The organism is Streptomyces sp. DSM 110735 (assembly GCF_016482685.1).
GTDB lineage: Bacteria > Actinomycetota > Actinomycetes > Streptomycetales > Streptomycetaceae > Streptomyces.
In genome coordinates, this window is sequence record NZ_JACYHF010000008.1 from 60,742 (window position 1) to 82,851 (window position 22,110).

Consider the following 22,110-nt stretch of genomic DNA (forward strand, 5'->3'; position numbering starts at 1 on the left):
TTCGAGTGAGAACGGCGGCCCGGGGCCGTGTGCTGTCCGGCCTCAGGGCGACGGCTCCTTAGCGTGCCCAGTGACCGATCGGCCCGGCGTTTCGTTCCCCCGGACGGGGGACGGGACACGGGAAAACGGATCAGAACCGAGGTGTACGCCCATGGAGGCCCCGCCGGACAACGACGTGCTCTGGGCACGCTCCCTCACCTTCAGGCACCCCGACGGCTCACCCGGCATCGCCGGGATCTCGCTCGGCGTGCGCGAGGGCGAGATCCTCGCCGTCGGCGGTCCGCGCGGCAGCGGCAAGACCACCCTGCTGCGCTGCCTGTCCGGCCAGGTGCGCGTGCGGGACGGCGAGGTCTGGTTCAACAGCTCCCCCGTGCACACCATGGGCCCCTTCGCCCGTGAACGGCTGCGCCGCGACCGGTTCGGCTGGATCGACCCGGCGCCCGCCCTCGTCCCCGAGCTGAACGTCTGGGAGAACGCCGCGCTCCCCCTGATGCTGCGCGGTACGAGCCGGCGCCGGGCCAAGGTGGCCGCCATGGAGTGGCTGGAGCGCCTGGACGTCGGGGACAAGTCCCGCAAGCGCCCGCACGCGCTGCTGCACGCCGAACGCCAGCGCGTCGCCATCGCCCGCGCGCTCGCCACCGGACCCACGGTCCTGTTCGCGGACGAGCCGACCGCCCCGCTGCACCGCGCCGACCGGGGACACGTCCTGCGCACCCTCACCACGGCCGCCCGCTCCCACGGCATCACCGTGGTCCTCGCCACCCACGACCCCGAGACCGCGGCCCTCGCGGACCGCACCGTCTCCCTGCTCGACGGCCGGCGCGTGAAGACCGTGCATCTGCCGGACGCGGAGGAGAAGGAGGGCCGGGCCGCGTGCTCGCTCTCCGCCTGACCCGTGCCGCCCGGCCCGCCGTCCAGTTGCGCCGCCTGCTGGTGGCCGCGGCTTCGGCGGGCACCGGGTTCCTGCTCCTCGGCTCCCTCGGCTACGCGCTCGGACACCCCGCGACCCCGGGCGCGGGCGCGCTGCGCCTGGCCTGGTGCCTGGCGCCGCTCGCCGCCACCGCGTACCTCGCGCTCGCGGTGGCCCGCACCGACCCCGGCACCCGGCCGCGCCCGGGGCTTTCGGCGGTCGGGCTCGGTCCCGGGCGGCTGATGGCGATCTCCGCGCTGACCACGGCGCTCTCCTGCGTACTGGGCTCGCTGGTGGCCCTGATGTTCTTCCTGCACCTGCGCGGCGACATCACGGGGATGCCGTTCGACGGCGACGGCGCCAAGCTGCTCGCCGCCGACCAGCCGCTGCCCGTACCGGCGGCACTGACCCTGCTCGCCCTCGCCCCGGCCGTCGCCTCGCTGACGGTCGCCCTCGCCCTGCGCCCGAGAGACGGGCGGCCGGGGGCACGCTGGTACGACACGGCGCTCGGACGCCGCCCGGACGGGGCGCCCGAGCCCCTGACCGACGACGAGAGCGCCGGTGAGGCTGCCTTCGGCGCGGGTGCCGATGCCGGTGCCGACGCGGGTGCCGGTACGACCGTCGGTGCGGACGTCGCTGCCGCTGTCGGCGCGCCCGAGGTCGTCGCCGTACCGCCCGCCCCGCGCGAGGCACCCGCCGGTTTCCCCTGGGGCGTCGCCGCGCTGGCGGGCGGTCTCGCCGTCCAGGCGTACGCGGGCCGGGTCACCCCCGCCCCCTCGCTCGCCGCGCTGCCCGCCGAGGGCGCGGCGGTGCTCGCGGGCTGGATGCTCACCGCGCTCGGTCTCGTCCTGGCCGCGCCGGGGCTGACGTACCTCGCCGGGCGCCTGCTGCAGAGCGCGCAGCCCGGCGCGCTCAGGCTGCTGGCCGGGCGGGTCCTGATGGCCGAGGCGACGCGGATCGGGCGCCCGCTCGGCGTGCTGTGCGCGGTGGCGTCCGCCGCGTTCGCGATGACCGTGCTGTACGACGGCTCCGCGCCGCCCTTCGGCCCGCTGACCCTGCTCGGCACGCTGGTGGTGGCCGGCTGCACGCTGGCCACGCTGCTGACCGCCGCCGTGGAGGCGCGCCAGACCCGCGCCGACACCACCGCCGCGCTGCTGCGCCTCGGCGCCCCCGCGACGATGCTGCGCGGCGCCGCCGCGCTGCGGGCCGCCGCCCTGCTCGCCGTGTTCGGTCCGCTGACCCTGCTGATCGCCTATCTGTCCGCGCTGCCGACAAGCCGCTGAGCACAGCCCGCTGAACAAGCCTTGAGCGCACCGATGAGTTCCGGGGCGGTCCGCCGTCTACACCGGCGGACACCATCGAACACACGGACCCCGGAGGGCCCCATGTACCGCCAGATGATCTTCGTCAACCTGGTCACCGCCGATGTCCCGGCCACCCGGAAGTTCTTCACGGAGCTGGGCTACGAGATCAACCCGCAGTTCAGCACCGACGAGAACGCCTGTGTCGTCATCAGCGACACCATCGTGGCGATGCTCATGACGCGCGAGCACTACGCCCGCTTCACCGACAAGGAGATCGTGGACGCGCGGACCTCCAGCGAGGTGCTGCTCTGTCTGAGCGCCGAGAGCCGCGAGCGGGTGGACGAGCTGGTGGACAAGGCGATCGCGGCGGGCGGCACCGCCCACGGCGAGCCCCAGGACCACGGCTTCATGTACGGCCGCGCCTTCGACGACCTGGACGGGCACACCTGGGAGGTCATGTGGATGGACCCGGCGGCGATCCAGGGCTGACCGTCAATGTGCTGAGCGGAGCAAGGCGTTGGTGTCCGGGCGACCGGACGCCGACGCCTTCTGCCGTTGTAGGGGCGGTAGTTGGCCAGGTGAGCGACCGGATAGAGTCGGCGGCCGAGGCGTTGAAACGTCTCTTCAGTTAATAAGACAGTAAAGTCAGCGGCTCACAGACACCTACGCATTGACACTCCTTATGGAGCGCTTATAAACCTGTGTGTCTCGTGGGGGTGCCGGGGCTGCGCCTCACCCCGCCCCAACTCCCCCACTACCCCCCGCAGTTCTGCACTCAGCAAAGGACAGGACTTGTCCATATCCCGCCGCAACGCACGCCGCTCCGTGCGCATCCTGGGTCTCGCCTCCGCGTCCGCCGCGCTGGTCCTGGGCGTTTCCAGCCAGGCTCTCGCGTGCAACATCCGTGACTTCTCGGCCGAGGCCGTGTGCACGGGCGACAAGGGCCAGATCGTCGTCACCGACATCGATGCCTCAAAGCGGACCGCCACCGTGACCGTGTTCCTGGAGAACAACGGCGCCGACGAGAAGCAGGTCGGCGAGAAGCAGGTGACCGGGGCCCGCGAGGGCGCGAAGGTCTCCTTCGACGAGGACTGGCAGGCCAACGCGACCTACCGTATCCACGTCAAGGTTCCCGGACTCGTCGACGAGGACATCAAGGACAACCTCAAGACCCCGGCGAACGCTTGCAAGAAGGAGGACTCGCCCGCCCCGAGCGACTCGGCCTCCGAGTCCGCCAAGCCGTCCCCGTCGGAGACCAAGCCGGCCGAGGAGAGCGCCTCCCCGTCCGACTCGGCGTCCGAGAGCGCCGCCGCCCCGGCGTCCGACGTCCCGAGCAACGCGCCGTCCGCGGCCATCGGTGACTCGAACCTCGCCGAGACCGGTGCCAACTCCAACACCGGTCTGATCGCCGGTGTCGCGGGCGCCCTCGTGGTCGTCGGCGGCGGCGCCGTGTACTTCGGTATGCGCCGCCGTGGCGCGAAGAACGGCGGCTGACGCCGGGCTTCACCCACCACCGCTTCACCACCGCGGCCCGCTCCCGAATCCACGGGGGCGGGCCGCGGTCGCGTTTCCGCACCGCCGCACCGCCGGTCAGCCGGTCAGCCGAGGACGACCACGTCCGCCGCGTCGAACACCACACCCGTCTCCGCCCCGGTCTCCGGCGCCTCGGCCAGCGCGCAGGCGGCTTCCAGCAGCGGTCCGCCGTCGTGGGGTCGCAACCGCAGCGCGACATGGGTGCCCTTGAAGGTGCGTGCCACCACCGTGCAGGGCAACCCCGCGTCCTCCGCCACGAGCCGTACGCCCGCGGGCCGTACGAGCAGTTCGCGGCTGCCCTGGGGCGAGCCCTCCGGCACCGGCAGCTTGCCCCAGGGGGTGTCCGCGACCGCGTCGGTGACGGTCGTCGCCACCACGTTGTCGAAGCCGAGGAAGCGGGCCACGAAGGCGTCGGCGGGCCGCTTCCACACCTCAAGGGGCGTACCGGACTGGGCGATTCGCCCGTCCCGCATCACCACGACCCGGTCGGCGAGGGCGAACGCCTCGCCCTGGTCGTGCGTGACGGCGAGCACGGTGGTGCCCAACTGCCCGAACAGTTCCTTGAGTTCGACCACAAGACGTTCGCGCAGCGAGCGGTCGAGCTGGCCCAGCGGCTCGTCCAGCATCAGCAGCCTGGGACGGGGCGCGAGCGCCCGCGCGAGCGCGACCCGCTGCTGCTCGCCGCCGGACAGCCCGGCCACCGCCCGCCGTTCGGCACCGGGCAGCCCGACCAGCTCCAGCAACGTCCGTACCTCGGCGTCCCGTTCGGACCTGGACACCCCGTGCATCCGGGGTCCGAAGGCGACGTTGCCGCCCACGTCCCGCTGCGGGAAGAGCTGGTGGTCCTGGAACATCAGCCCCACGCCCCGCCGGTGCGCGGGCACCCCCGCCTGGTCGCGCCCGTCGAGCAACACCCGCCCGGCGTCCAGTGGTTGGAGCCCGGCAACCGTCCTGAGCAGCGTGGACTTGCCGCTGCCGCTCGGCCCGAGCACGCACACCACCTCGTGCTCGGCGACATCGAGGTCGACGCCGTCCAGCACCGGACGCCCGCCGAGACGTACCGTCGCCTCGCGAAGGCTCAGCAGCATCAGAACTCCCCCGTCCGGTCCACGCGAGCCCGCTCCAGGAGGAGCAGGGCAGCCGCGCAGACGACCATGAGAATCGTGGAAAGGGCCATCGCCTGGCCGTAGTTCAGCTCCCCGGGGCGGCTCAGCAGCCGGGCCACCGCGACGGGCAGGGTCGGATTGTCGGGGCGCGCGATGAAGACGGTCGCCCCGAACTCGCCCAGGGAGACGGCGAACGCGAACCCCGCCGCGATCAGCAGCGCCCTGCGCACCAGCGGCAGATCGACCTCCCGCCACACCCGCCAGGGCGAAGCGCCGAGCACGGCGGCCGCCTCCCGCAGCCGTCCGTCCACCGCGCGCAGCACGGGCAGCATGGTCCGTACGACGAAGGGGGCGCCGACCAGTGCCTGGGCGAGCGGGACGAGGATCCAGGACTCGCGCAGGTCCAGCGGCGGCTTGTCCAGGGCGATCAGGAAGCCGAAGCCGACGGTCACGGCGGAGACGCCGAGCGGCAGCATCAGCAGCGCGTCGAACCCGCGCACCAGCCGTCCCGCGTCCCGGCGGGCCAGCGCGGCGGCGGCGAGTCCGCCGATCGCCACGGCGATGGCGGTGGCGGCGACCGCGTACTCGAGGGAGGTCCACACCGCGTTCAGCGGCGCCGTCAGGAACGTACCGCCGTCGGTGTCGGTGAGCGCCCGGTAGTAGGCGAAGCCGGGCGCGTCCAGGGAGCGGCGCACGAGCACGCCGAGCGGCAGGACCAGGAGCAGGGCGACGGTGGCGAGGACCCCGGCGAGCAGCGCCCGCTGTCCGGCGCCGCGCGGGCGGCGGGCGGTGACCGAGGCGTCCACCAGGCGCAGGGTGCTCTCGCGCCGCCGTACGGTCCAGGCGTGCACGGCGAGGATCGCGCCGACGGCGGCGAACTGGAGCAGGGTGAGGACGGCAGCCGTGGTGAGGTCGAAGACCTCGGAGGTCTGCCGGTAGATCTCGACCTCCAGGGTGGAGAAGGTGGGCCCGCCGAGGATCTGGACCACGCCGAAGGAGGTGAAGGTGAACAGGAAGACCATCAGCGCGGCGGCTGCCACGGCGGGCGCGAGCGCGGGCAGGGTGACCTGCCGCCAGGCGCGCAGCGGGGAGGCGCCCAGCATCCGGGCGGCTTCCTCCTGCCGCGGGTCGAGCTGCGCCCACAGACCGCCGACGGTGCGCACGACGACCGCGTAGTTGAAGAACACGTGCGCGAGGAGAATCGCCCACACCGTGGTGTCCAGGCGTACGCCCCACAGCTCGTCCAGGAGCCCGCCGTGCCCGACGAGGGCGAGGAAGGCGGTGCCGACGACGACGGTCGGCAGCACGAACGGCACGGTGATGACGGCGCGCAGCACCTGTTTGCCGGGGAAGTCGAGCCGGGCGAAGACGTAGGCGGCGGGCAGCGCGATCAGCAGGGTGAGCGCGGTGGAGGCGAGCGCCTGCCAGGTGGTGAACCACAGGACATGGCGGATGTCGGGGCGGGCGAGCACGTCCGTGACGCGCCCGAGGTGCCAGGTGCCGTCCGCCTTCAGCCCGCGCAGCACGATCGCGGCGACGGGCCAGGCGAAGAACACCGCGAAGAACGCGACCGGCACGGCCATGAGACCGAGCCGGGTCGCGTTCGCGCGGGTGCGCCGCGTGGCCGCCCGCCGCGCGGCTACTTCAGTACGAGCGACGTCCACGAGCTGACCCACTGGTCGCGGTTGGCGGCGATCCTGCCGGGCGCCATGGTCTCGGGGTGCTTGGCGGCGGGACCGTACTCGGTGAACTCGGCGGGCACCTCGGCGCCCTTGACCACCGGGTACACGAACATGTTCAGCGGCATGTCCTGCTGGAACTTCCTCGACAGCAGGAAGTCGAGGAACGCCTTGCCGCCCTGGGGGTTCTTCGCGTGGCTCAGCAGCCCGGCGAACTCGGTCTGCCGGAAGCAGGTGCCCTCGGAGACGCCGGTCGGGGCGGTCGAGGGACGCTTCTTGGCGTAGATGACCTCGGCGGGCGGCGAGGAGGCGTAGGAGACGACGAGCGGGCGGTCGCCACCCGCCTTCTTCCCCTCGGAGGAGCCGGAGAACTCCTGGTAGTACGCCTGCTCCCAGCCGTCCACGACCTTCACGCCATTGGCCTTGAGCTTCTTCCAGTACCCCTCCCAGCCCTTGTCGCCGTACCGTGCGGCACTGCCGAGCAGGAAGCCGAGACCGGGCGAGGAGGTGGAGGCGTTCTCGGTGACCAGGAGGTTCTTGTACTTCGGGTCGGCGAGGTCGGCGTAGCTCCGCGGCGGCGTGAGCTTGTGCTTGCTGAAGTACGCCTTGTCGTAGTTGACGCAGATGTCGCCGTAGTCGACGGGCGTGACGCGGTGCTTGGCGGCGTCGAGCTGGAAAGCGGGGTCGACGCTGTCCAGGCCCTTGGCGGCGTACGGCTGGAAGAGACCGTTGTCGAGGGCGCGGGAGAGCAGGGTGTTGTCGACGCCGAAGAGCACGTCGCCCTGGGGGTGGTCCTTGGTGAGGATCGCCTTGTTGACTGCCTGACCGGCGTCGCCGTCCTTGAGGACGCGGACCTTGTAGCCGGACTGCTTCTCGAAGTCCTGGATGACGCTCTTGGACGCGGCCCACGAGTCGTGGCTGACCAGGGTGACGGTCTTGGTGTCGGCGGCGGTGTGCCCGCTTCCGGCGCCGCCGGAGCCGCACGCGGACAGCGTGACCATGCCGAGGCCGACCGCCGCGGCCACGAGGGTCTTGGTGTGCACTGGATGTTCCTCCTGGGTCTGGCCAGGAAGAGACGCGGCCCTGCCCGGTCTCCGCGGACGGAGCCCGGGCAGGGCGCAACAGCTTGAGTGGTGACCGAACTTCCTACCCAGAATGACCTGGGCGAGGTTCAGAGGGTCTGCGGGCCTTGGTGCCGCACTCTCAGCGCTGTGGCGCTCCCCTGTCGGAATATGCAGATGTATGACGCGTATGAAGTTATACCGGTATGACGTTATGTGGACCGGCCCAGGTTACCGCTCGGTGGCGGCGAGCTGACCACACGCCCCGTCGATCTCCTGACCCCGGGTGTCCCGCACGGTCACCGGAACCCCGTGCGCGGCGATGGCCTCGACGAACGCCTTCTCGTCCTCGGGACGGGAAGCGGTCCACTTGGAGCCGGGGGTCGGGTTCAGCGGGATCAGGTTGACGTGCACGGGCCTGCCCTTGAGCAGCCGCCCGAGCCGGTCACCGCGCCACGCCTGGTCGTTGATGTCCCGGATCAGCGCGTACTCGATGGACAGCCGGCGACCCGACTTCTCCGCGTACTCGAACCCGGCGTCCAGCACCTCGCGCACCTTCCACCGCGTGTTCACGGGGACGAGGGTGTCGCGCAGCTCGTCGTCGGGGGCGTGCAGGGAGATCGCGAGCCGGCACTTGAAGCCCTCGTCCGCGAAGCGGTGGATGGCGGGGACGAGCCCGACCGTCGACACGGTGATACCGCGCTGCGACAGCCCGAGCCCGTCCGGAGCGGGATCAGTAAGCGCACGAATCGCTCCGACGACCCGCTTGTAATTGGCGAGCGGCTCCCCCATCCCCATGAAGACGATGTTGGAGAGCCGAGCGGGCCCACCCGGGACCTCCCCGTCCCTGAGCGCCCGCATCCCGTCCACGATCTGGTGCACGATCTCGGCGGTCGACAGATTCCGGTCCAGCCCCGCCTGCCCGGTCGCACAGAACGGACAGTTCATCCCGCACCCCGCCTGCGAGCTGATGCACATGGTCACCCGGTCCGGGTACCGCATCAGCACCGACTCCACGAGCGTGCCGTCGAACAGCCGCCACAGGGTCTTACGCGTGGTCCCCTGGTCGGTCGCCAGATGCCGCACCACCGACATCAGCTCCGGGAACAGCGCCTCCCGCAGCTTCGCCCGGGAACCGGCCGGAATGTCCGTCCACTCCTCGGGGTCGTGCGCGAACCGCGCGAAGTAGTGCTGCGACAACTGCTTGGCGCGAAACGGCTTCTCCCCGACCTCCGCGACAGCGTCCTTGCGCTCGGCAGGCGTGAGATCAGCAAGATGCCGCGGCGGCTTCTTGGCTCCGCGCGGCGCGACGAATGTGAGTTCTCCGGGCTTGGGCATGGTGGTTCTAGTGTCGCAGATCCAACCGGGTGACCTGCGGCTGTCGGCCGCTAGGACTGTCGTTAGTGGTCGCCACCGATCGGCATTGACCGGCCTCGGACGGCCCAGAGACGGCCCAGTGGTGATCACTCGTCGACCGGCGCACTCCCTGCGCGGTGAGGGATGGGGGGGCCAGCCCTTCTCTCAGGCGTTGACGCCCGGCAACAGACTTCAGGCGTTTGCCCCTCCCGCTGACGGCTTCCCTGGGAACATGGTGCTTCGATCCCTTCATGGACGAGGAATAGGCGTGGACCCAATCTCAGCAGCGCTCCTGGGGGCAATAGCGACTGGAGCCGGCGGTGAGGCCGGGAAGCATCTCTGGACCAGGCTGACTGGCCTAGTAAGGCGGAAGCCCGAAGGATCAACGGTCAGTGGAGAGCTGGAACTCGCTTCCCTGAGCGATAACCCGCATGATCCAGAACGAGCGCAAGCCCTCAGCGAAGTCATTCATAGTCGGGCAACACAAGATCCTGAATTTCGTACAGCCCTGTCCCAGTGGCATCAACAAGCACAGACCCTACGGACCGGTGACGGTAAGACCAGCAATACCATCAGCGGTGGCACACAGAATGGCCCTGTACTTCAAGGGCGCGACTTTTCAGGGATCAATTTCAACGACCCCAGCCAGAACTGAGATTGAGCGAGAAATAGTAAGCGATGCACGTAGGGGATTCCGACAGAAGCAGCGTCAGTAACCAGGTTCACGACGGCCTCTTCTTCCATGCGGTTATCCAAGGCAGAGATATCACTCTACAGCTACCTAAGGAAATCCAACCCGCACTCACGGGCACGCCCACAAAATCCCCTTCATTCACAGGAAGGGACTCTCAACTCCAGACTCTTGTAAATGAACTTAGACCAGATCGGGAAGTAGTTTCGGGCACCGTTGTCCATCTGATTTCAGGGATGGGCGGGATTGGTAAAACGGAGCTTGCTATCCAGGTCGCGCATTCCGTGCGTGCGAAATCTGGGTGGTTCCCCGGGGGCGTCCTATTCATTGATCTCTTCGGCTACGATGATCAGCGCTATATAGCCCCAGACAGGGCTTTGACAAGCCTGCTTCACGCGCTAGGTGTACCAGAAGAACAAATCCCGGTCCATTTGCAAGACAGGAGCCGACTGTATCGGTCGATTCTAGCGACTTACGCCAGAGACGGCGCACGGATTCTGGTAGTGGTCGACAACGCCGCATCCGCCGACCAGGTGAAACCTCTACTGCCTTCAGATGGGGTCAATGCAGCGCTTGTCACCTCACGACACTTGTTGAGCATAGGCGCACGTGTTCATCAGGTTGAGGTGCTCGACTCCGACTCTGCTATCGAACTGCTGCGAAGAGTTCTATTGATCGGGCTAGGCGAGGATGACCACCGAATTGACGCCGAGATTGGAGGCGGGCATGAGTTGGCGCGGCTCTGTGGGTACTTGCCGCTCGCACTGCAGATATGCGCGGCAGTTTTGATCGACACACCGAGAAGGCCGATCTCTTCATTGGCTGCATCTCTGAAGGCGGCCCAGAGCCGCATAGACCGTCTCCACCGAGAGGGAGACGCGGTTCGCCCAGTCTTCGACCTATCGTATGCACGTCTATCCGGGGAGGAAAAGAAACTTCTGGGTTTCATTTCCTTCAGTCCAGGGACCGACGTGTCTACGACTGCTGCCGCTCGCCTGATCGATAGCCCAGAAGACGCTACGGAGGAACTGCTAATCAGTCTCAGCCGTGCGCACCTAGTTGAGCAGGGGACGGTGTGGGGGCGCTGGCGGCTTCATGACTTGGTGCGACTGTACGCCTTGGAGGCAGTTGAAGAATTCCCCGGGCAGGAAGAAGCGTTGGTGCGCCTTCTGGAATATTACATTGATCACGCTAGGGAAGCATCTGCAGTCCTCCTCGGCAACATTTCTGGAGACCTGTACTTAAACCGTGAGTCCGCACTTGAATGGTTCGACTCTGAGCGACATAACCTTGTGGCAAGTGTGCATATTGGAGCGAAGCAAGACGGCCTCGTCGGATATGCGGCTGAGATGTCGCACAGGCTTGCACCTTATTTCGATGCACGACGCTTCTTCAATGACTGGAAGGAGGTGATGGAAGTCTTCCTTACGTCACTTACGTCTGCGGAATTCACGGAGCTGCGCGCGAGGACCCTCGACAGCCTGGGCATGGCATGTAGGGAACTCTATCAGTGGGATGCTTCTCTCGCTTTTCATCGGGAAGCGAGAGAGCTCGCGAGGAGCACGGACAGGACCGATATGTTGGCCCCGTTTCTCAACAATTTGGGAAATGCCCTCTACGCAGTAAGTGAATTCGATGCGGCACTGGGGGCGCATTCCGAAGCGGCGGGCCTGTTCCTTGACCACGCCGACAACCTTGGGTTCGCTCGATCGACAGATAATGCAGCTAGCGCCTTGCGTGAATTGGGTAGGCCGGAGGACGCCATCGTCCTACACGAAGCGGCAATCGAAAAGTTCCGAGAGGGTGGTGCTACCGAGAGCGAGGCCCGAACTCTCACACATATGGGCTGTACGTTGCAGGAGCTTGGTCGTCTCGACGAAGCCATAGCGGCACATCGACAGGCGAGCGAGCTACTGAAAGATAACCACCTCCTCAATGTGGCAGGTTACGCCCTGATTAATCTATCACACACTTTGAGGGAAAATGGTGATCTAGACGGCGCTTTGGCTTCATGCAACGAGGCTTTGGAGCTACATGCCGCCACTGATGACAGTGTCGGGCGGGCGCGGGCATGCAATCAACTTGGCCTCATCTGTACGGATCTGGGAGAAGTGGATCAGGCCATTTCTCACTTTGAGGAGTCGCTTGATCTTCTCGCAAATTTTAATGGCTTGGCCGACGTTGGGCGTGCGCTCGCCAATCTAGGTAGGGCTTACGGGATATCAGGGCAAATAGAGGAAGCAATAAACTGTCTCAAGGAAGCGGCTGCCATATTCGCAAAATATAACGCCAGGAGTGATCTCCTTATGGCTCAGCAGCTTGTTTCAGTCCTATTGATTGTTGACGACGATAGTTAGTGCGTCGAAATGGACGGGATGAGAGATTAGATCGACGGAACGGCTTTGGGTAGCCGATTTGACACGAGTGATCATGGGCCATTACACTAGCTCGCGGATCGGGCAGGTTTGTGAGCCTGCCTGTTAGTGGCCGATTTTGGGCCATGATCTTCGAGGCTCGCGCCAAATTGGCTGCCCAAAGTCGACCGGCCTCAGCCACAGAAAGTTCTCTCTGTTCTGCCCGCTGCACGTAGCGCGCCGCCGGGCGTGGCCAGCCGGGGCGCAGACAGGAGGCAGGCCGCGCCGCAGAGGCGGCGCGCGCCCGCGCCGTGCGCGGGCCTTGATGAAGTAGGGAAAGTCTTACCGCGCTCTGGTCGGCCTGATCGGACTCGTTCCGCTCCTGGTAGGAGAGTGTGCGGCCATCCTGCGTTTGTCGCGCAGGTCCCGATCAGCCGAGGTAGGGCCGCTCGCGGTGTTCCAGGAAGTGGCGGATCCGGAGCCGCTGCGTATGGTGCATCGGCAGTTGATCGATCTCCTCCGGAGGAACGAACCGCAGCTCCGTGGACTCGTCCGAGATGGCGAGTCGGCCCCCGGTCACGCGGGCGGTGAAGCAGACGTTGAACTGTCTGCGCACCTCACCGTCCGAGTAGGCGATGACATGGCGAGGGTCGGTGTAGGTGCCCACGAGCCCGGTGATCTCTACGTCCAGGCCCGTTTCCTCCTTCACCTCCCGGACGGCCGTTCCCGGGAGTGAGTCGGTCATCTCCATGCCGCCGCCAGGCAGCGCCCAGAGATCGTTATCCCGGCGGCGCTGAAGGAGTATGCGCCCTTCGCCATCGGTGACCACAACGGACGCGGCGACCACCAAGCTGTTCGGCTCCGGCGCCGCTGGGTCGTCGTAGTACTCGGTCCGTGCCATGGTCACCCTTCTCGTACCGGCGTCGCGGTCTCCCACACCGCCTCGAAGCTGTCGGCGTAGGTGTCGAACAGGCCGCCCTTGCCGCTGCGCAGAAGATGCCACACGGGAGCACCGTAGGCGTTCACACCCAGACATGGGCATTGACCATCGCCTGGTCGTCCGCACGGTAGATCGAGTTGTAGAGCGTGGTGGCGTGGGTCCGCACCTCGATGCCAGGTACCGCAGCAAGGGGGCGATAGTGCGTGGGGGCGAGTCGGCAACGGGACTCGACCCCATGGCCGAACTTCTCTTCGCTGCCGCGCTGTTGGACGTTCGTGCTGTCCGGGTCGCCGATCGCGATACGGACAGCGCACCCATCGACAGCTCGCTGTCGCAACAGGCCGTTGAGCTGCGGGTAACCCCTCGTGCAGGAAAACTGCCGCGTACACCAACACGTCGATGTGCTCGCGGGCCTGGGTGAGCACGTCCATCAAGGTGGACACGGGGACGTCCGCCCGCTGGTCGTAGAGCGCCACAAGTTCGGGACTGAAGGCGCGACGTACGCCCCAGGTTGACCCATCGTTCGACGGACTTGGAATCGGCTTCGACCCGGTCCGCAAGGGCAGTACACGTCCAGCCGCCGAAGACAGGCCGACGATCTACGAAGGCGGTAAGGCCCTGAGCTGAGCCAAGCGCCAAGCACCTGACCGGATCGGCACCGCGACCATGGATTGCCCGTCTCCGGTGATCCGAACAGAACTCCAGCCCCACAAACGCCTCGGACCCCGCCCCGCCGAAGCAGAACGGGGCCCGAGAGCCGTAAGTCAGGGTTCACGACCCCACGAACGCCACCATCAGCATCCACACCACCGGAGCCGTAGGCAGCAGGGAGTCCAGGCGGTCCATGATGCCCCCGTGGCCGGGGAGCAGGGTGCCCATGTCCTTGATGCCGAGGTCTCGCTTGATCATGGACTCGCCGAGGTCGCCCAGCGTGGCGCTCACGGCGACGGCGAGGCCGAGGACCAGGCCCTGCCACCAGGCGCCGTCGTCGATCAGGAACCGCATGCACAGCGCGCCCGCGACCATGGCGAAGAGCACCGCGCCGACCAGGCCCTCGCGGGTCTTGCCGGGGCTGATGCGCGGGGCGAGCTTCTTCTTGCCGAAGCGCCAGCCGACCGCGTAGGCGCCGGTGTCGCTGACCACCGTGAGGATCAGGAAGGTCAGCACCCGCCAGGCACCGTCGTGCGCGGTGAGCAGCAGCGCGACGAACGTGGCGAGGAACGGCACGTAGAACGCGGCGAAGACACCGGCCGTGACGTCCTTGAGGTAGTTCTCCGGCGGCTGCGTCATGCGCCAGACCAGGACCGCGAGCGCGGTGAGCGCCATGGCGATCCAGGCGCCCTCGGCACCGCGCGCGTACCCGGCGATCACCATGGCCGCGCCGCCGACCGCGAGCGGCACGAGCGGCGCGTTGATCTCCTTGCGCTCGCGCAGCCTGCTGGTCAGCTCCCAGAGCCCGACGACCACCGCGACCGCGATGACGCCGACGAACACGGCCTTGACGACGAACAGGGACGCGATGATCACCGCGCCGAGTCCGACGCCGACCCCTATGGCCGCGCTCAGGTCGCGGCCCGCGCTCTTCTTCTGCGGCGCGGGCGCCGGCTGCGGGGAGTCGGGCATGGGCTCCGGATTCTGCGAAAGGCTCGGATACGGGCTGCCGTGCTGCGGGGCGAATGCCCCGTCGTACGCCGGACCCGCCGGGGCAGCCCCCTGGACGGGCCCACCGTCGGTGGGCCCCCAGTAGCCGGCCTGCCCCGCCTGCGGCGGCGCCCCCCAGGAAGAGTCGCTCATCAGACTTCGAGCAGCTCCGCTTCCTTGTGCTTGAGAAGCTCGTCCACCTGCGCGACGTACTTCGCGGTCAGGTCGTCGAGTTCCTTCTCCGCGCGGCGGCCCTCGTCCTCGCCGACCTCGCCGTCCTTGATCAGCTTGTCGATGGCGTCCTTGGCCTTGCGGCGCACGGAGCGGATCGAGACCTTGGCGTCCTCGGCCTTGTGCTTGGCGACCTTGATGTAGTCGCGGCGGCGCTCCTCGGTCAGCTCGGGGAACACCACACGGATGATGTTGCCGTCGTTGCTGGGGTTGACGCCCAGGTCCGAGTCACGGATGGCCTGCTCGATGTTGCGCAGCGCGCTCTTGTCGAACGGGGTCACCACGGCCATGCGCGGCTCCGGCACGGAGAACGAGGCGAGCTGGTTGATCGGCGTCGGGGCACCGTAGTAGTCCGCCACGATCTTGTTGAACATCGCCGGGTGCGCACGCCCGGTGCGGATCGCGGCGAAGTCCTCCTTGGCGACCACGACGGCCTTCTCCATCTTCTCCTCGGCTTCGAGGAGGGTCTCTTCGATCACCACTTGCTCCTGCGTGTCTTGAGTAAGGCCCGGCTGCGGTTCCCCGATCGGGCGGCGGCCGGCTGCGTCGCGTCTGCATCCTGCACGGTTCCCCACCGGCAGGACATTGTCCATCCCCCGGCCAGGGTGCGTCCGGTCCGGCACCCGGACAAGTCGCGCCCCTGGGCGGGGAGTGCCGGTCAGTCCCGGCTGCCCTGGTCACCCACGAGCGTGCCGATCTTCTCACCCTTGACGGCCCGCGCGATATTGCCCTCGGCGAGCAGCTCGAACACGAGGATCGGAAGGCGGTTGTCGCGGCACAGGGTGATGGCGGTGGCGTCGGCGACCTTGAGGTCGCGGGTGATGACCTCGCCGTAGCCGAGCGCGTCGAACTTGACGGCGTCCGGGTTGGTCTTGGGGTCGGAGTCGTAGACCCCGTCCACGCCGTTCTTGCCCATGAGGAGCGCCTCGGCGTCGATCTCCAGGGCGCGCTGGGCGGCGGTGGTGTCGGTGGAGAAGTACGGCATCCCCATGCCGGCGCCGAAGATGACCACGCGGCCCTTCTCCAGGTGGCGCACGGCGCGCAGCGGGATGTACGGCTCGGCGACCTGGCCCATGGTGATGGCGGTCTGCACGCGGCTGTCGATGCCCTCCTTCTCCAGGAAGTCCTGGAGGGCGAGGCAGTTCATGACGGTGCCGAGCATGCCCATGTAGTCCGAGCGGGCGCGGTCCATGCCGCGCTGCTGCAGCTCGGCGCCGCGGAAGAAGTTGCCGCCGCCGATGACGACCGCGATCTCGGCGCCGTCACGCACGACGGCGGCGATCTCACGGGCGATCTTGTGCACCACGTCCGGGTCCACGCCGAGGCCCCCACCGCCGGAGAAGGCTTCTCCGGACAGCTTCAGCAGAAACCGGCCGCTTACTTTGCCGTCGTCGCTCTTCTGGGCCTTGGTGGTCATGGGGAATCCCGTCTTTCACGTGGTGCACATACGAAGAAGGCCATTGCCGGTGGGGTCGCTTCTCGCTCCCTTGCGCGGCAATGGCCTCCTCGTCAGATCTGCTGCCGTCCGTCACACGCCCGGCCGGCGGTGTACGCGGACGACTGCTGTCGACCCTATCCGGGTCTCGCGTCGAGCGCGGTACGGACTCAGATGCCGACCTTGATGCGCGCGAAGCGCTTCAGGGTGACACCGGCCTCGTCCAGGACCTTCTGGACCGACTTCTTGTTGTCCAGGGCGTACGGCTGACCGAGCAGCGTGGCGTCCTTGAAGAAGCCGTTCAGACGACCCTCGACGATCTTGGAGATCGCGGCCTCGGGCTTGCCCTCGGCGCGGGTGGTCTCCTCGGCGACGCGACGCTCGGTCTCGACGACCTCGGCCGGGACGTCGTCCTTGGAGAGGTACTTCGGCGCGAACGCGGCGATGTGCTGGGCGATGCCCTTGGCGACGTCGGCGTTCGGCTTGTCCAGCTCGACGAGGACACCGATCTGCGGGGGCAGGTCGGGCATCGTGCGGTGCATGTACGCGGTCACGAAGCCGTCGGAGAACTGCGCGAAGCGGTCCAGGACGATCTTCTCGCCGAGGTTGGCGTTGGCCTCGTCCACGAACGCCTGGACGGTCTTGCCGGGCTCGATCTCGGAGGCGAGGAGCGCCTCGAGGTCGGCCGGGTTCGTCTTGGCGATGTGCTCGGCGATGGTGTTGGCCACGGCCTGGAACTTGTCGCCCTTGGCGACGAAGTCCGTCTCGCACTTCAGCTCGACGATGACGCCGGAGGAGTTGTCGTCGGCGATGATGGAGACCACGGCGCCGTTCTCGGCGGAGCGGCCCTCGCGCTTGGCGACGCCCTTCTGGCCCTTGATGCGCAGCGCCTCGACGGCCTTCTCGACGTTGCCCTCGGCCTCGTCCAGAGCCTTCTTGCAGTCCATCATGCCGGCGCCGGTGAGCTCACGGAGCTTCTTGACGTCGGCGGCGGTGTAGTTCGCCATGAGTCTGTGAGTCTTTCTGGAGTCTTGAAAGATCGGAGATCCGCACGGGCCCGCGACCGGCGTGCGGCCGGGTCGCGGGCGTCATGTCGGCCTACGGGTGACCGGCGGGGGCGGGGTTCATGCCGCCCCCACCGTCAGCACCGTGGGTCAGGCCTGCTCGCCCTCGGCCACCTCGGCGGCGGCCTCCTCGACGGCCTCGGAGACCTTGGCGTCGGGGGCGGGGGTCTCGGCGGCGGCCTCGACGGCCTCGTCCTTCTTCTCGCCCTCGAGCAGGTCGCGCTCCCACTCGGCCAGCGGCTCGGCGGCAGCCTTCTCGCCCTTGTCACCGGTGGCGACACCGGAGCGGGAGATGAGGCCCTCGGCGACGGCGTCGGCGATCACACGGGTCAGCAGGGTGACGGAGCGGATGGCGTCGTCGTTGCCCGGGATCTTGTAGTCGACCTCGTCGGGGTCGCAGTTGGTGTCGAGGATGGCGACGACCGGGATGTTGAGCTTCCGGGCCTCGCCGACCGCGATGTGCTCCTTCTTGGTGTCCACGATCCAGACGGCGCTGGGCACCTTCTGCATCTCGCGGATACCACCGAGGGTCTTCTCGAGCTTGGCCTTCTCGCGGGAGAGGACCAGCAGCTCCTTCTTGGTCAGACCGGAGGCGGCGACGTCCTCGAAGTCGATCTGCTCAAGCTCCTTGAGGCGCTGCAGACGCTTGTAGACGGTCGAGAAGTTGGTGAGCATGCCGCCCAGCCAGCGCTGGTTGACGTAGGGCATGCCGACGCGGGTGGCCTGCTCGGCGATGGCCTCCTGCGCCTGCTTCTTCGTGCCGACGAACATGACCGTGCCGCCGTGGGCGACGGTCTCCTTGACGAACTCGTAGGCGCGGTCGATGTACGACAGCGACTGGAGCAGGTCGATGATGTAGATGCCGTTGCGCTCGGTGAAGATGAAGCGCTTCATCTTCGGGTTCCAGCGACGGGTCTGGTGACCGAAGTGGACGCCGCTCTCCAGCAGCTCCCGCATCGTGACGACGGCCATGGCCATCTCCTTGAGATTCTCGGTTGTGCCGCGTCCGCCGGACGGCGGTCGCGCCTGACGCCCGCGTGCGCCCAGCCGCGAAGGACCGAGGGGCGCTGATACGAGTCGGGTGACCGGCCTCGTACCGGGGCGTGCGAAGTCGACCCGGTGACCCGGATCGCCGTAAGAAGTGTACGGGACGGGCAGGGCACCGGGTGACGCCCCTGTCCACAACCGGACGGCCGTCCACAGTCCGCGCCGGGATCGGCCGGAAAGCGGCAGGGTTCTCCCATGCGACGAGTACTGCGTTACGTGACCTTGTGGGTGACTTTGACCCTGGGTACGGTCCTGGCCGCGCTCGCCCCGGCGGCCTGGGCGGACGTGCCGGAACCGGTTCCCCGGCCGCCGTCGGAGGAGGGTGCGCCGGTCCCGAAGGCCGCCCGCCTCTGGCCGGTCGGCACCCGTCCCGCCGTGCTGCGCGGCTGGGAACCGCCCGCCTCCGTCTACGGTCCGGGGCACCGGGGTGTCGACCTGGGCGCACCACCGGGCGCACCGGTGCGGGCGGTGGCGCCAGGGCGGGTGTCGTACGCGGGCCCGGTGGCGGGGAGGGGCGTCGTCGCGGTGGAACTGGCGGGCACGGACCTGCGGACGACGTACGAGCCGGTCACGCCCTCGGTGGAGAAGGGCGCGCGGGTGGAGGCGGGGGACGTGGTGGGCACGGTGGCGCAAACGGCGGGCCCGCACTGCGCACAGGCGTGCGTGCACTGGGGTCTGCTGCGCGGGAAGACGTACCTGAACCCGCTGGACCTGCTGCCGCCGTGGCTGCTGGAGCGGGGTCCGTCGAGACTGCTGCCGGTGCTGGGGGTGCCGGTGCCGCCCGGCTGAGCGACCTCAGCCCCGTACGCCGCGCAGCGCCATCGTCACCGCGGCGTCCGTGATCGCCTCCGGCTCCTCCGCGGCGCCCAGTTCGATACGGCGCACGGCCGCGTCCACGACGCCCTGGAGCAGCATCGCGGCGAGGCGGGGCTGGGCGTGGCCCAGGTCCCCGAGCGCTTCGACGATCATCGCGACGAGCCCGCCGTGCGCGGCGCGGATCTTCTCCCGTGCCCCGGCGTCCAGTTCGCTCGCGGAGATCGCCACCACGGCTCTGTGCCGCCGGTCCCCGACCAGCGCGAGCTGGCTGCGGACATACGCCTCGACCTTGCCCTCGGCGGACGGCTCCCCGGCCATCGCCGCCTCGACCTCGGCGGCCCAGACGGGGAAGTCGACCTCGCACAGCTCCTCGACCACGGAGGCCCGTGACCGGAAGTACTCGTACACCGACGAGCGCGCGAGTCCCGTGCGCTCGGCCAGGGCGGGGAAGGTCAGCGCCTCCGTGCCGCCCTCGGACAGCAGGGTCCGAGCCGCGTCCAGCAGGGCGGCTCGCTGCATCGACCGGTGCTCGGCCACGGAGGCCGCTCGAATCCTTGGCACCCCACCACTTTACGGACCCGCCGCCCCCAAGGGGAGATCGTCACCGTCCGAAGCTCGCGAGCTTGGCTCTGAGCTGGAGGACGGACTTGGTGTGGATCTGGCTGACGCGGCTCTCGGTGACGCCGAGGACGTTGCCGATCTCGGCGAGGGTGAGCCCCTCGTAGTAGTACAGCGTGACCACGGTCTTCTCCCGGTCGGGCAACGTGTTGATCGCCCGCGCCAGGAACCGGCGCAGCTCGCGGTCCTCGGCCACCTCCACCGGGTTGTCGGCGGCGGTGTCCTCCAGGGTGTCCATGAGGCTGAGCCGGTCGCCGCCCTCGCCGCCGACGTGCAGCAGCTCCTCCAGGGCGACCACGTTGGCCAGGGAGAGCTGGCTGAAGACGGCGTGCAGCTCCTCGACCTCGACGCCCAGTTCGGCGGCGACCTCGCCCTCGCTCGGCGTGCGCCGCAGCCGTGCCTCCAGGGTGGCGTAGGCGCGTTCGACGTTGCGCGCCTTCTGCCGCACCGAGCGGGGGATCCAGTCGAGCGCCCGCAGTTCGTCGATCATCGCGCCCCGGATGCGGGTGATCGCGTAGGTCTCGAACTTGATCTCGCGGTCGATGTCGAACTTCTCGATCGCGTCGATGAGTCCGAACACCCCGGAGGAGACGAAGTCCGCCTGCTCGACGTTGGGCGGCAGACCGACGCTCACCCGGCCCGCCACGTACTTGACCAGCGGCGAGTAGTGCAGGATCAACTGCTCCCGCAGCCGGTCGTCCCCCGTCGCCTTGTACGACCGCCACAGCTCGTCGAGTGTCGAGGGAGCGGGCGGCCGCGCGCTGCCACCGTCGCGGGCGGCTGGGGGGATCGCCGCCCGGTCGGACCCGGAGGTGTGCTGGGGCATTCGTCGCCTAGTGCCGTTCTGCCGTGAAGTGCTGTGAAGTGCCGTGCGGTACGAAGGAGGTGCGGGGTGTGCGGGGACGGGTGGGGTGCGGGTCGTACGAGAGGGGTGGGGTGGGCCACCCGGGTGGGATGCCGGAGCGGTGCCGGGTCGCGCGATCCTCACCCGAGACCTCGTGAGCGTAGCGTGACTGAGCTGTCGCGGTGTGCGAACAGCGAGGCACCACCCGTGCGCGAACCCCCTCCGCCGACCGCCTCCCCGCGCCCCGGGAGCGGGTCGCCGTGAGCCGTCCGGGGCGTCAACTCCGGGAAAACCCAAGGGTGTAGGGGCATTCCCCCGGACGGCCGAACCCGCCGGTCAGCCCGGGGCGGGCCCGGCCCGGACCGCGATCACCGCCTGGCGTGTCAACTTCCAGCCGTCGTCGTGTCGTTCGACGTAGCCAAGCGCTCGAAGCTCGTACAGTCTCGCGACCGCCTCCTCCTGTGTGGTCCGCGCGCCGCGCGCGATCTCCCCGGCGCCCGCCGCGCGGTCGCCGGGCAGCGCGGCGAGCACCTCGCGGGCGGCCGGCTCCAGCAGGTCGCGCGGGAGCACCGGGCCACGCCGGGGCGGGGCCAGCTCGCCGACGGCGCCGACGAGCTCGGTCACCTCGGCCGCGTCGGTGACCAGGAACGCCTCGCCGCGCAGCAGCTCGTGCACCCCGGCCGACAGCGCGCTCGTGACCGGACCGGGCACCCCCATCGTCGATCTGCCCAACCGCTGAGCGGCCCGAGCGGTGACCAGCGAACCGCTGCGGCACGCCGCCTCCACGACGACGGTTCCCCTGGTGAGCGCGGCGATCACGCGGTTGCGCACGATGAACCGGCTCGGCGTCGGATGGTCGCCCGGCGGCAACTCCCCCACCAGCAGCCCCTGTTCCGCGATCCGGTCGAGCAGCGCGGTGTGGCCGCGCGGATAGGGCCGGTCCACTCCGCAGGCCAGGACGGCGACGGTGGCACCGTCGGCCGCGAGGGCGCCCCGGTGGGCGGCGCCGTCGATGCCGTAGGCGCCGCCGGAGACCACCACCCAGCCGCGCTCGGCGAGCCCGGCGGCGAGGGCGGCGGCCGCGTGGGCGCCGTACTCGGTGCAGGCACGCGCCCCCACGACCGCGACGGATCGCAGCGCCCACATCCTGAGCCCCGGGCGCCCGCGCACCCACAGCCCCACGGGCCGCGCGTCGCCGAGGTCGTCCAGTTGGGCGGGCCACTCGGTGTCGCCGGGACACACGAACCGCGCCCCTGCCTCCGCCGCGACGGCGAGGTCCCGCTCGGGCTCGATCCCCTCGACGCGTGCGAGCAGCCCCTGCCAGCGCTTCGGGCTGACCCCGGGCAGCGCTCTCCCGCCGCGCCGGAGCCGCCGGACCACCTCCGGCGCCCCGAACCGCCGCAGCCAGCGCCCGGCCGTCTCGTCACCGGGCTCGACGACCCGGGTGAGGAAGACCCGCGCGATGCGGTCGTCGTCGCCG

General features: G+C 68.9%; 19 protein-coding genes, 1 pseudogene and 1 riboswitch. Of the genes and pseudogenes, 6 read left to right on the top strand and 14 right to left on the bottom strand.

What is annotated here, in order from left to right; all coding sequences use genetic code 11:
* The first annotated feature begins 151 nt into the window (after positions 1-151).
* The 4 genes from IF655_RS15105 to IF655_RS15120 all read left to right on the top strand — a co-directional run bounded on the left by IF655_RS15105 (position 152) and on the right by IF655_RS15120 (position 3,708).
* Entirely contained in the window at positions 152-892 is a 741-nt protein-coding gene (locus IF655_RS15105; RefSeq protein ID WP_199585269.1) for an ABC transporter ATP-binding protein, read from the top strand.
* Positions 874-2,193, top strand: a complete 1,320-nt coding sequence (locus IF655_RS15110) for a hypothetical protein (RefSeq protein WP_199585270.1) — start codon at positions 874-876, stop codon at positions 2,191-2,193. The genes IF655_RS15105 and IF655_RS15110 overlap by 19 nt, the downstream gene beginning before the upstream one ends.
* A gap of 102 nt (positions 2,194-2,295) precedes the next feature.
* The gene (locus IF655_RS15115) at positions 2,296-2,703 is read left to right on the top strand and encodes a VOC family protein (RefSeq protein WP_199585271.1); all 408 of its coding nucleotides are present in this window, start codon (positions 2,296-2,298) and stop codon (positions 2,701-2,703) included.
* Between the two features lie 303 nt (positions 2,704-3,006).
* Entirely contained in the window at positions 3,007-3,708 is a 702-nt protein-coding gene (locus tag IF655_RS15120; RefSeq protein WP_199585272.1) for an LAETG motif-containing sortase-dependent surface protein, read from the top strand.
* Between the two features lie 104 nt (positions 3,709-3,812).
* Here IF655_RS15120 and IF655_RS15125 read toward each other — a convergent pair whose 3' ends face one another.
* From IF655_RS15125 to rlmN, 4 genes are all read right to left on the bottom strand, one after another.
* Entirely contained in the window at positions 3,813-4,835 is a 1,023-nt protein-coding gene (locus IF655_RS15125) for an ABC transporter ATP-binding protein (RefSeq protein WP_199585273.1), read from the bottom strand.
* On the bottom strand, positions 4,835-6,436 hold the full coding sequence (locus tag IF655_RS15130) for an iron ABC transporter permease (protein WP_199585473.1): 1,602 nt from the start codon (positions 6,434-6,436) through the stop codon (positions 4,835-4,837). The genes IF655_RS15125 and IF655_RS15130 overlap by 1 nt, the downstream gene beginning before the upstream one ends.
* Before the next feature lie 56 nt (positions 6,437-6,492).
* Entirely contained in the window at positions 6,493-7,575 is a 1,083-nt protein-coding gene (locus IF655_RS15135; RefSeq protein WP_199585274.1) for a thiamine ABC transporter substrate binding subunit, read from the bottom strand.
* Positions 7,576-7,657: 82 nt separating this feature from the next.
* A riboswitch (TPP riboswitch) is annotated at positions 7,658-7,766 on the bottom strand.
* Between the two features lie 58 nt (positions 7,767-7,824).
* Positions 7,825-8,931: a 23S rRNA (adenine(2503)-C(2))-methyltransferase RlmN gene (gene rlmN / locus IF655_RS15140; RefSeq protein ID WP_199585275.1), complete on the bottom strand. Its 1,107-nt coding sequence runs from the start codon at positions 8,929-8,931 to the stop codon at positions 7,825-7,827.
* A gap of 696 nt (positions 8,932-9,627) precedes the next feature.
* Between rlmN and IF655_RS15145 the strand changes: the two genes are divergently transcribed.
* Complete coding sequence (locus IF655_RS15145; RefSeq protein ID WP_277952685.1) at positions 9,628-11,997, top strand: tetratricopeptide repeat protein; 2,370 nt, start codon at positions 9,628-9,630, stop codon at positions 11,995-11,997.
* A gap of 427 nt (positions 11,998-12,424) precedes the next feature.
* On the opposite strand, the gene IF655_RS15150 is transcribed toward IF655_RS15145, so the two are convergent.
* The 7 genes and pseudogenes from IF655_RS15150 to rpsB form a co-directional block, all read right to left on the bottom strand.
* On the bottom strand, positions 12,425-12,895 hold the full coding sequence (locus tag IF655_RS15150) for an NUDIX domain-containing protein (RefSeq protein ID WP_199585277.1): 471 nt from the start codon (positions 12,893-12,895) through the stop codon (positions 12,425-12,427).
* Between the two features lie 2 nt (positions 12,896-12,897).
* Positions 12,898-13,573: pseudogene (locus tag IF655_RS15155) on the bottom strand (XRE family transcriptional regulator).
* A gap of 132 nt (positions 13,574-13,705) precedes the next feature.
* A complete protein-coding gene (locus tag IF655_RS15160) occupies positions 13,706-14,728 on the bottom strand; it encodes a phosphatidate cytidylyltransferase (protein WP_199585278.1) in 1,023 nt (340 codons plus the stop codon).
* Positions 14,728-15,285, bottom strand: a complete 558-nt coding sequence (gene frr, locus IF655_RS15165; protein ID WP_026248385.1) for a ribosome recycling factor — start codon at positions 15,283-15,285, stop codon at positions 14,728-14,730. The genes IF655_RS15160 and frr overlap by 1 nt, the downstream gene beginning before the upstream one ends.
* A gap of 179 nt (positions 15,286-15,464) precedes the next feature.
* Positions 15,465-16,223 carry a UMP kinase gene (gene pyrH, locus IF655_RS15170; RefSeq protein ID WP_199585279.1) on the bottom strand — a complete coding sequence of 253 codons (759 nt, stop codon included), beginning with the start codon at positions 16,221-16,223 and terminating at the stop codon, positions 15,465-15,467.
* Positions 16,224-16,411: 188 nt separating this feature from the next.
* Positions 16,412-17,248, bottom strand: coding sequence for a translation elongation factor Ts (gene tsf / locus IF655_RS15175; protein WP_199585280.1), 837 nt, complete (start codon positions 17,246-17,248; stop codon positions 16,412-16,414).
* A 147-nt stretch (positions 17,249-17,395) separates the two neighbouring features.
* A complete protein-coding gene (gene rpsB, locus IF655_RS15180; RefSeq protein ID WP_199585281.1) occupies positions 17,396-18,277 on the bottom strand; it encodes a 30S ribosomal protein S2 in 882 nt (293 codons plus the stop codon).
* Between the two features lie 270 nt (positions 18,278-18,547).
* On the opposite strand from rpsB, the gene IF655_RS15185 reads away from it, so the two are divergent.
* Entirely contained in the window at positions 18,548-19,141 is a 594-nt protein-coding gene (locus IF655_RS15185; protein ID WP_199585282.1) for a murein hydrolase activator EnvC, read from the top strand.
* A 6-nt stretch (positions 19,142-19,147) separates the two neighbouring features.
* On the opposite strand, the gene IF655_RS15190 is transcribed toward IF655_RS15185, so the two are convergent.
* The 3 genes from IF655_RS15190 to dprA all read right to left on the bottom strand — a co-directional run bounded on the left by IF655_RS15190 (position 19,148) and on the right by dprA (position 22,094).
* Complete coding sequence (locus IF655_RS15190; RefSeq protein ID WP_199585474.1) at positions 19,148-19,705, bottom strand: TetR/AcrR family transcriptional regulator; 558 nt, start codon at positions 19,703-19,705, stop codon at positions 19,148-19,150.
* 64 nt (positions 19,706-19,769) lie between these two features.
* Complete coding sequence (whiG, locus tag IF655_RS15195) at positions 19,770-20,612, bottom strand: RNA polymerase sigma factor WhiG (protein ID WP_018544770.1); 843 nt, start codon at positions 20,610-20,612, stop codon at positions 19,770-19,772.
* A 354-nt stretch (positions 20,613-20,966) separates the two neighbouring features.
* Positions 20,967-22,094 (bottom strand): DNA-processing protein DprA, encoded by a 1,128-nt coding sequence (dprA, locus tag IF655_RS15200; protein ID WP_199585475.1) that lies wholly within the window; start codon positions 22,092-22,094, stop codon positions 20,967-20,969.
* Positions 22,095-22,110 lie beyond the last annotated feature (16 nt).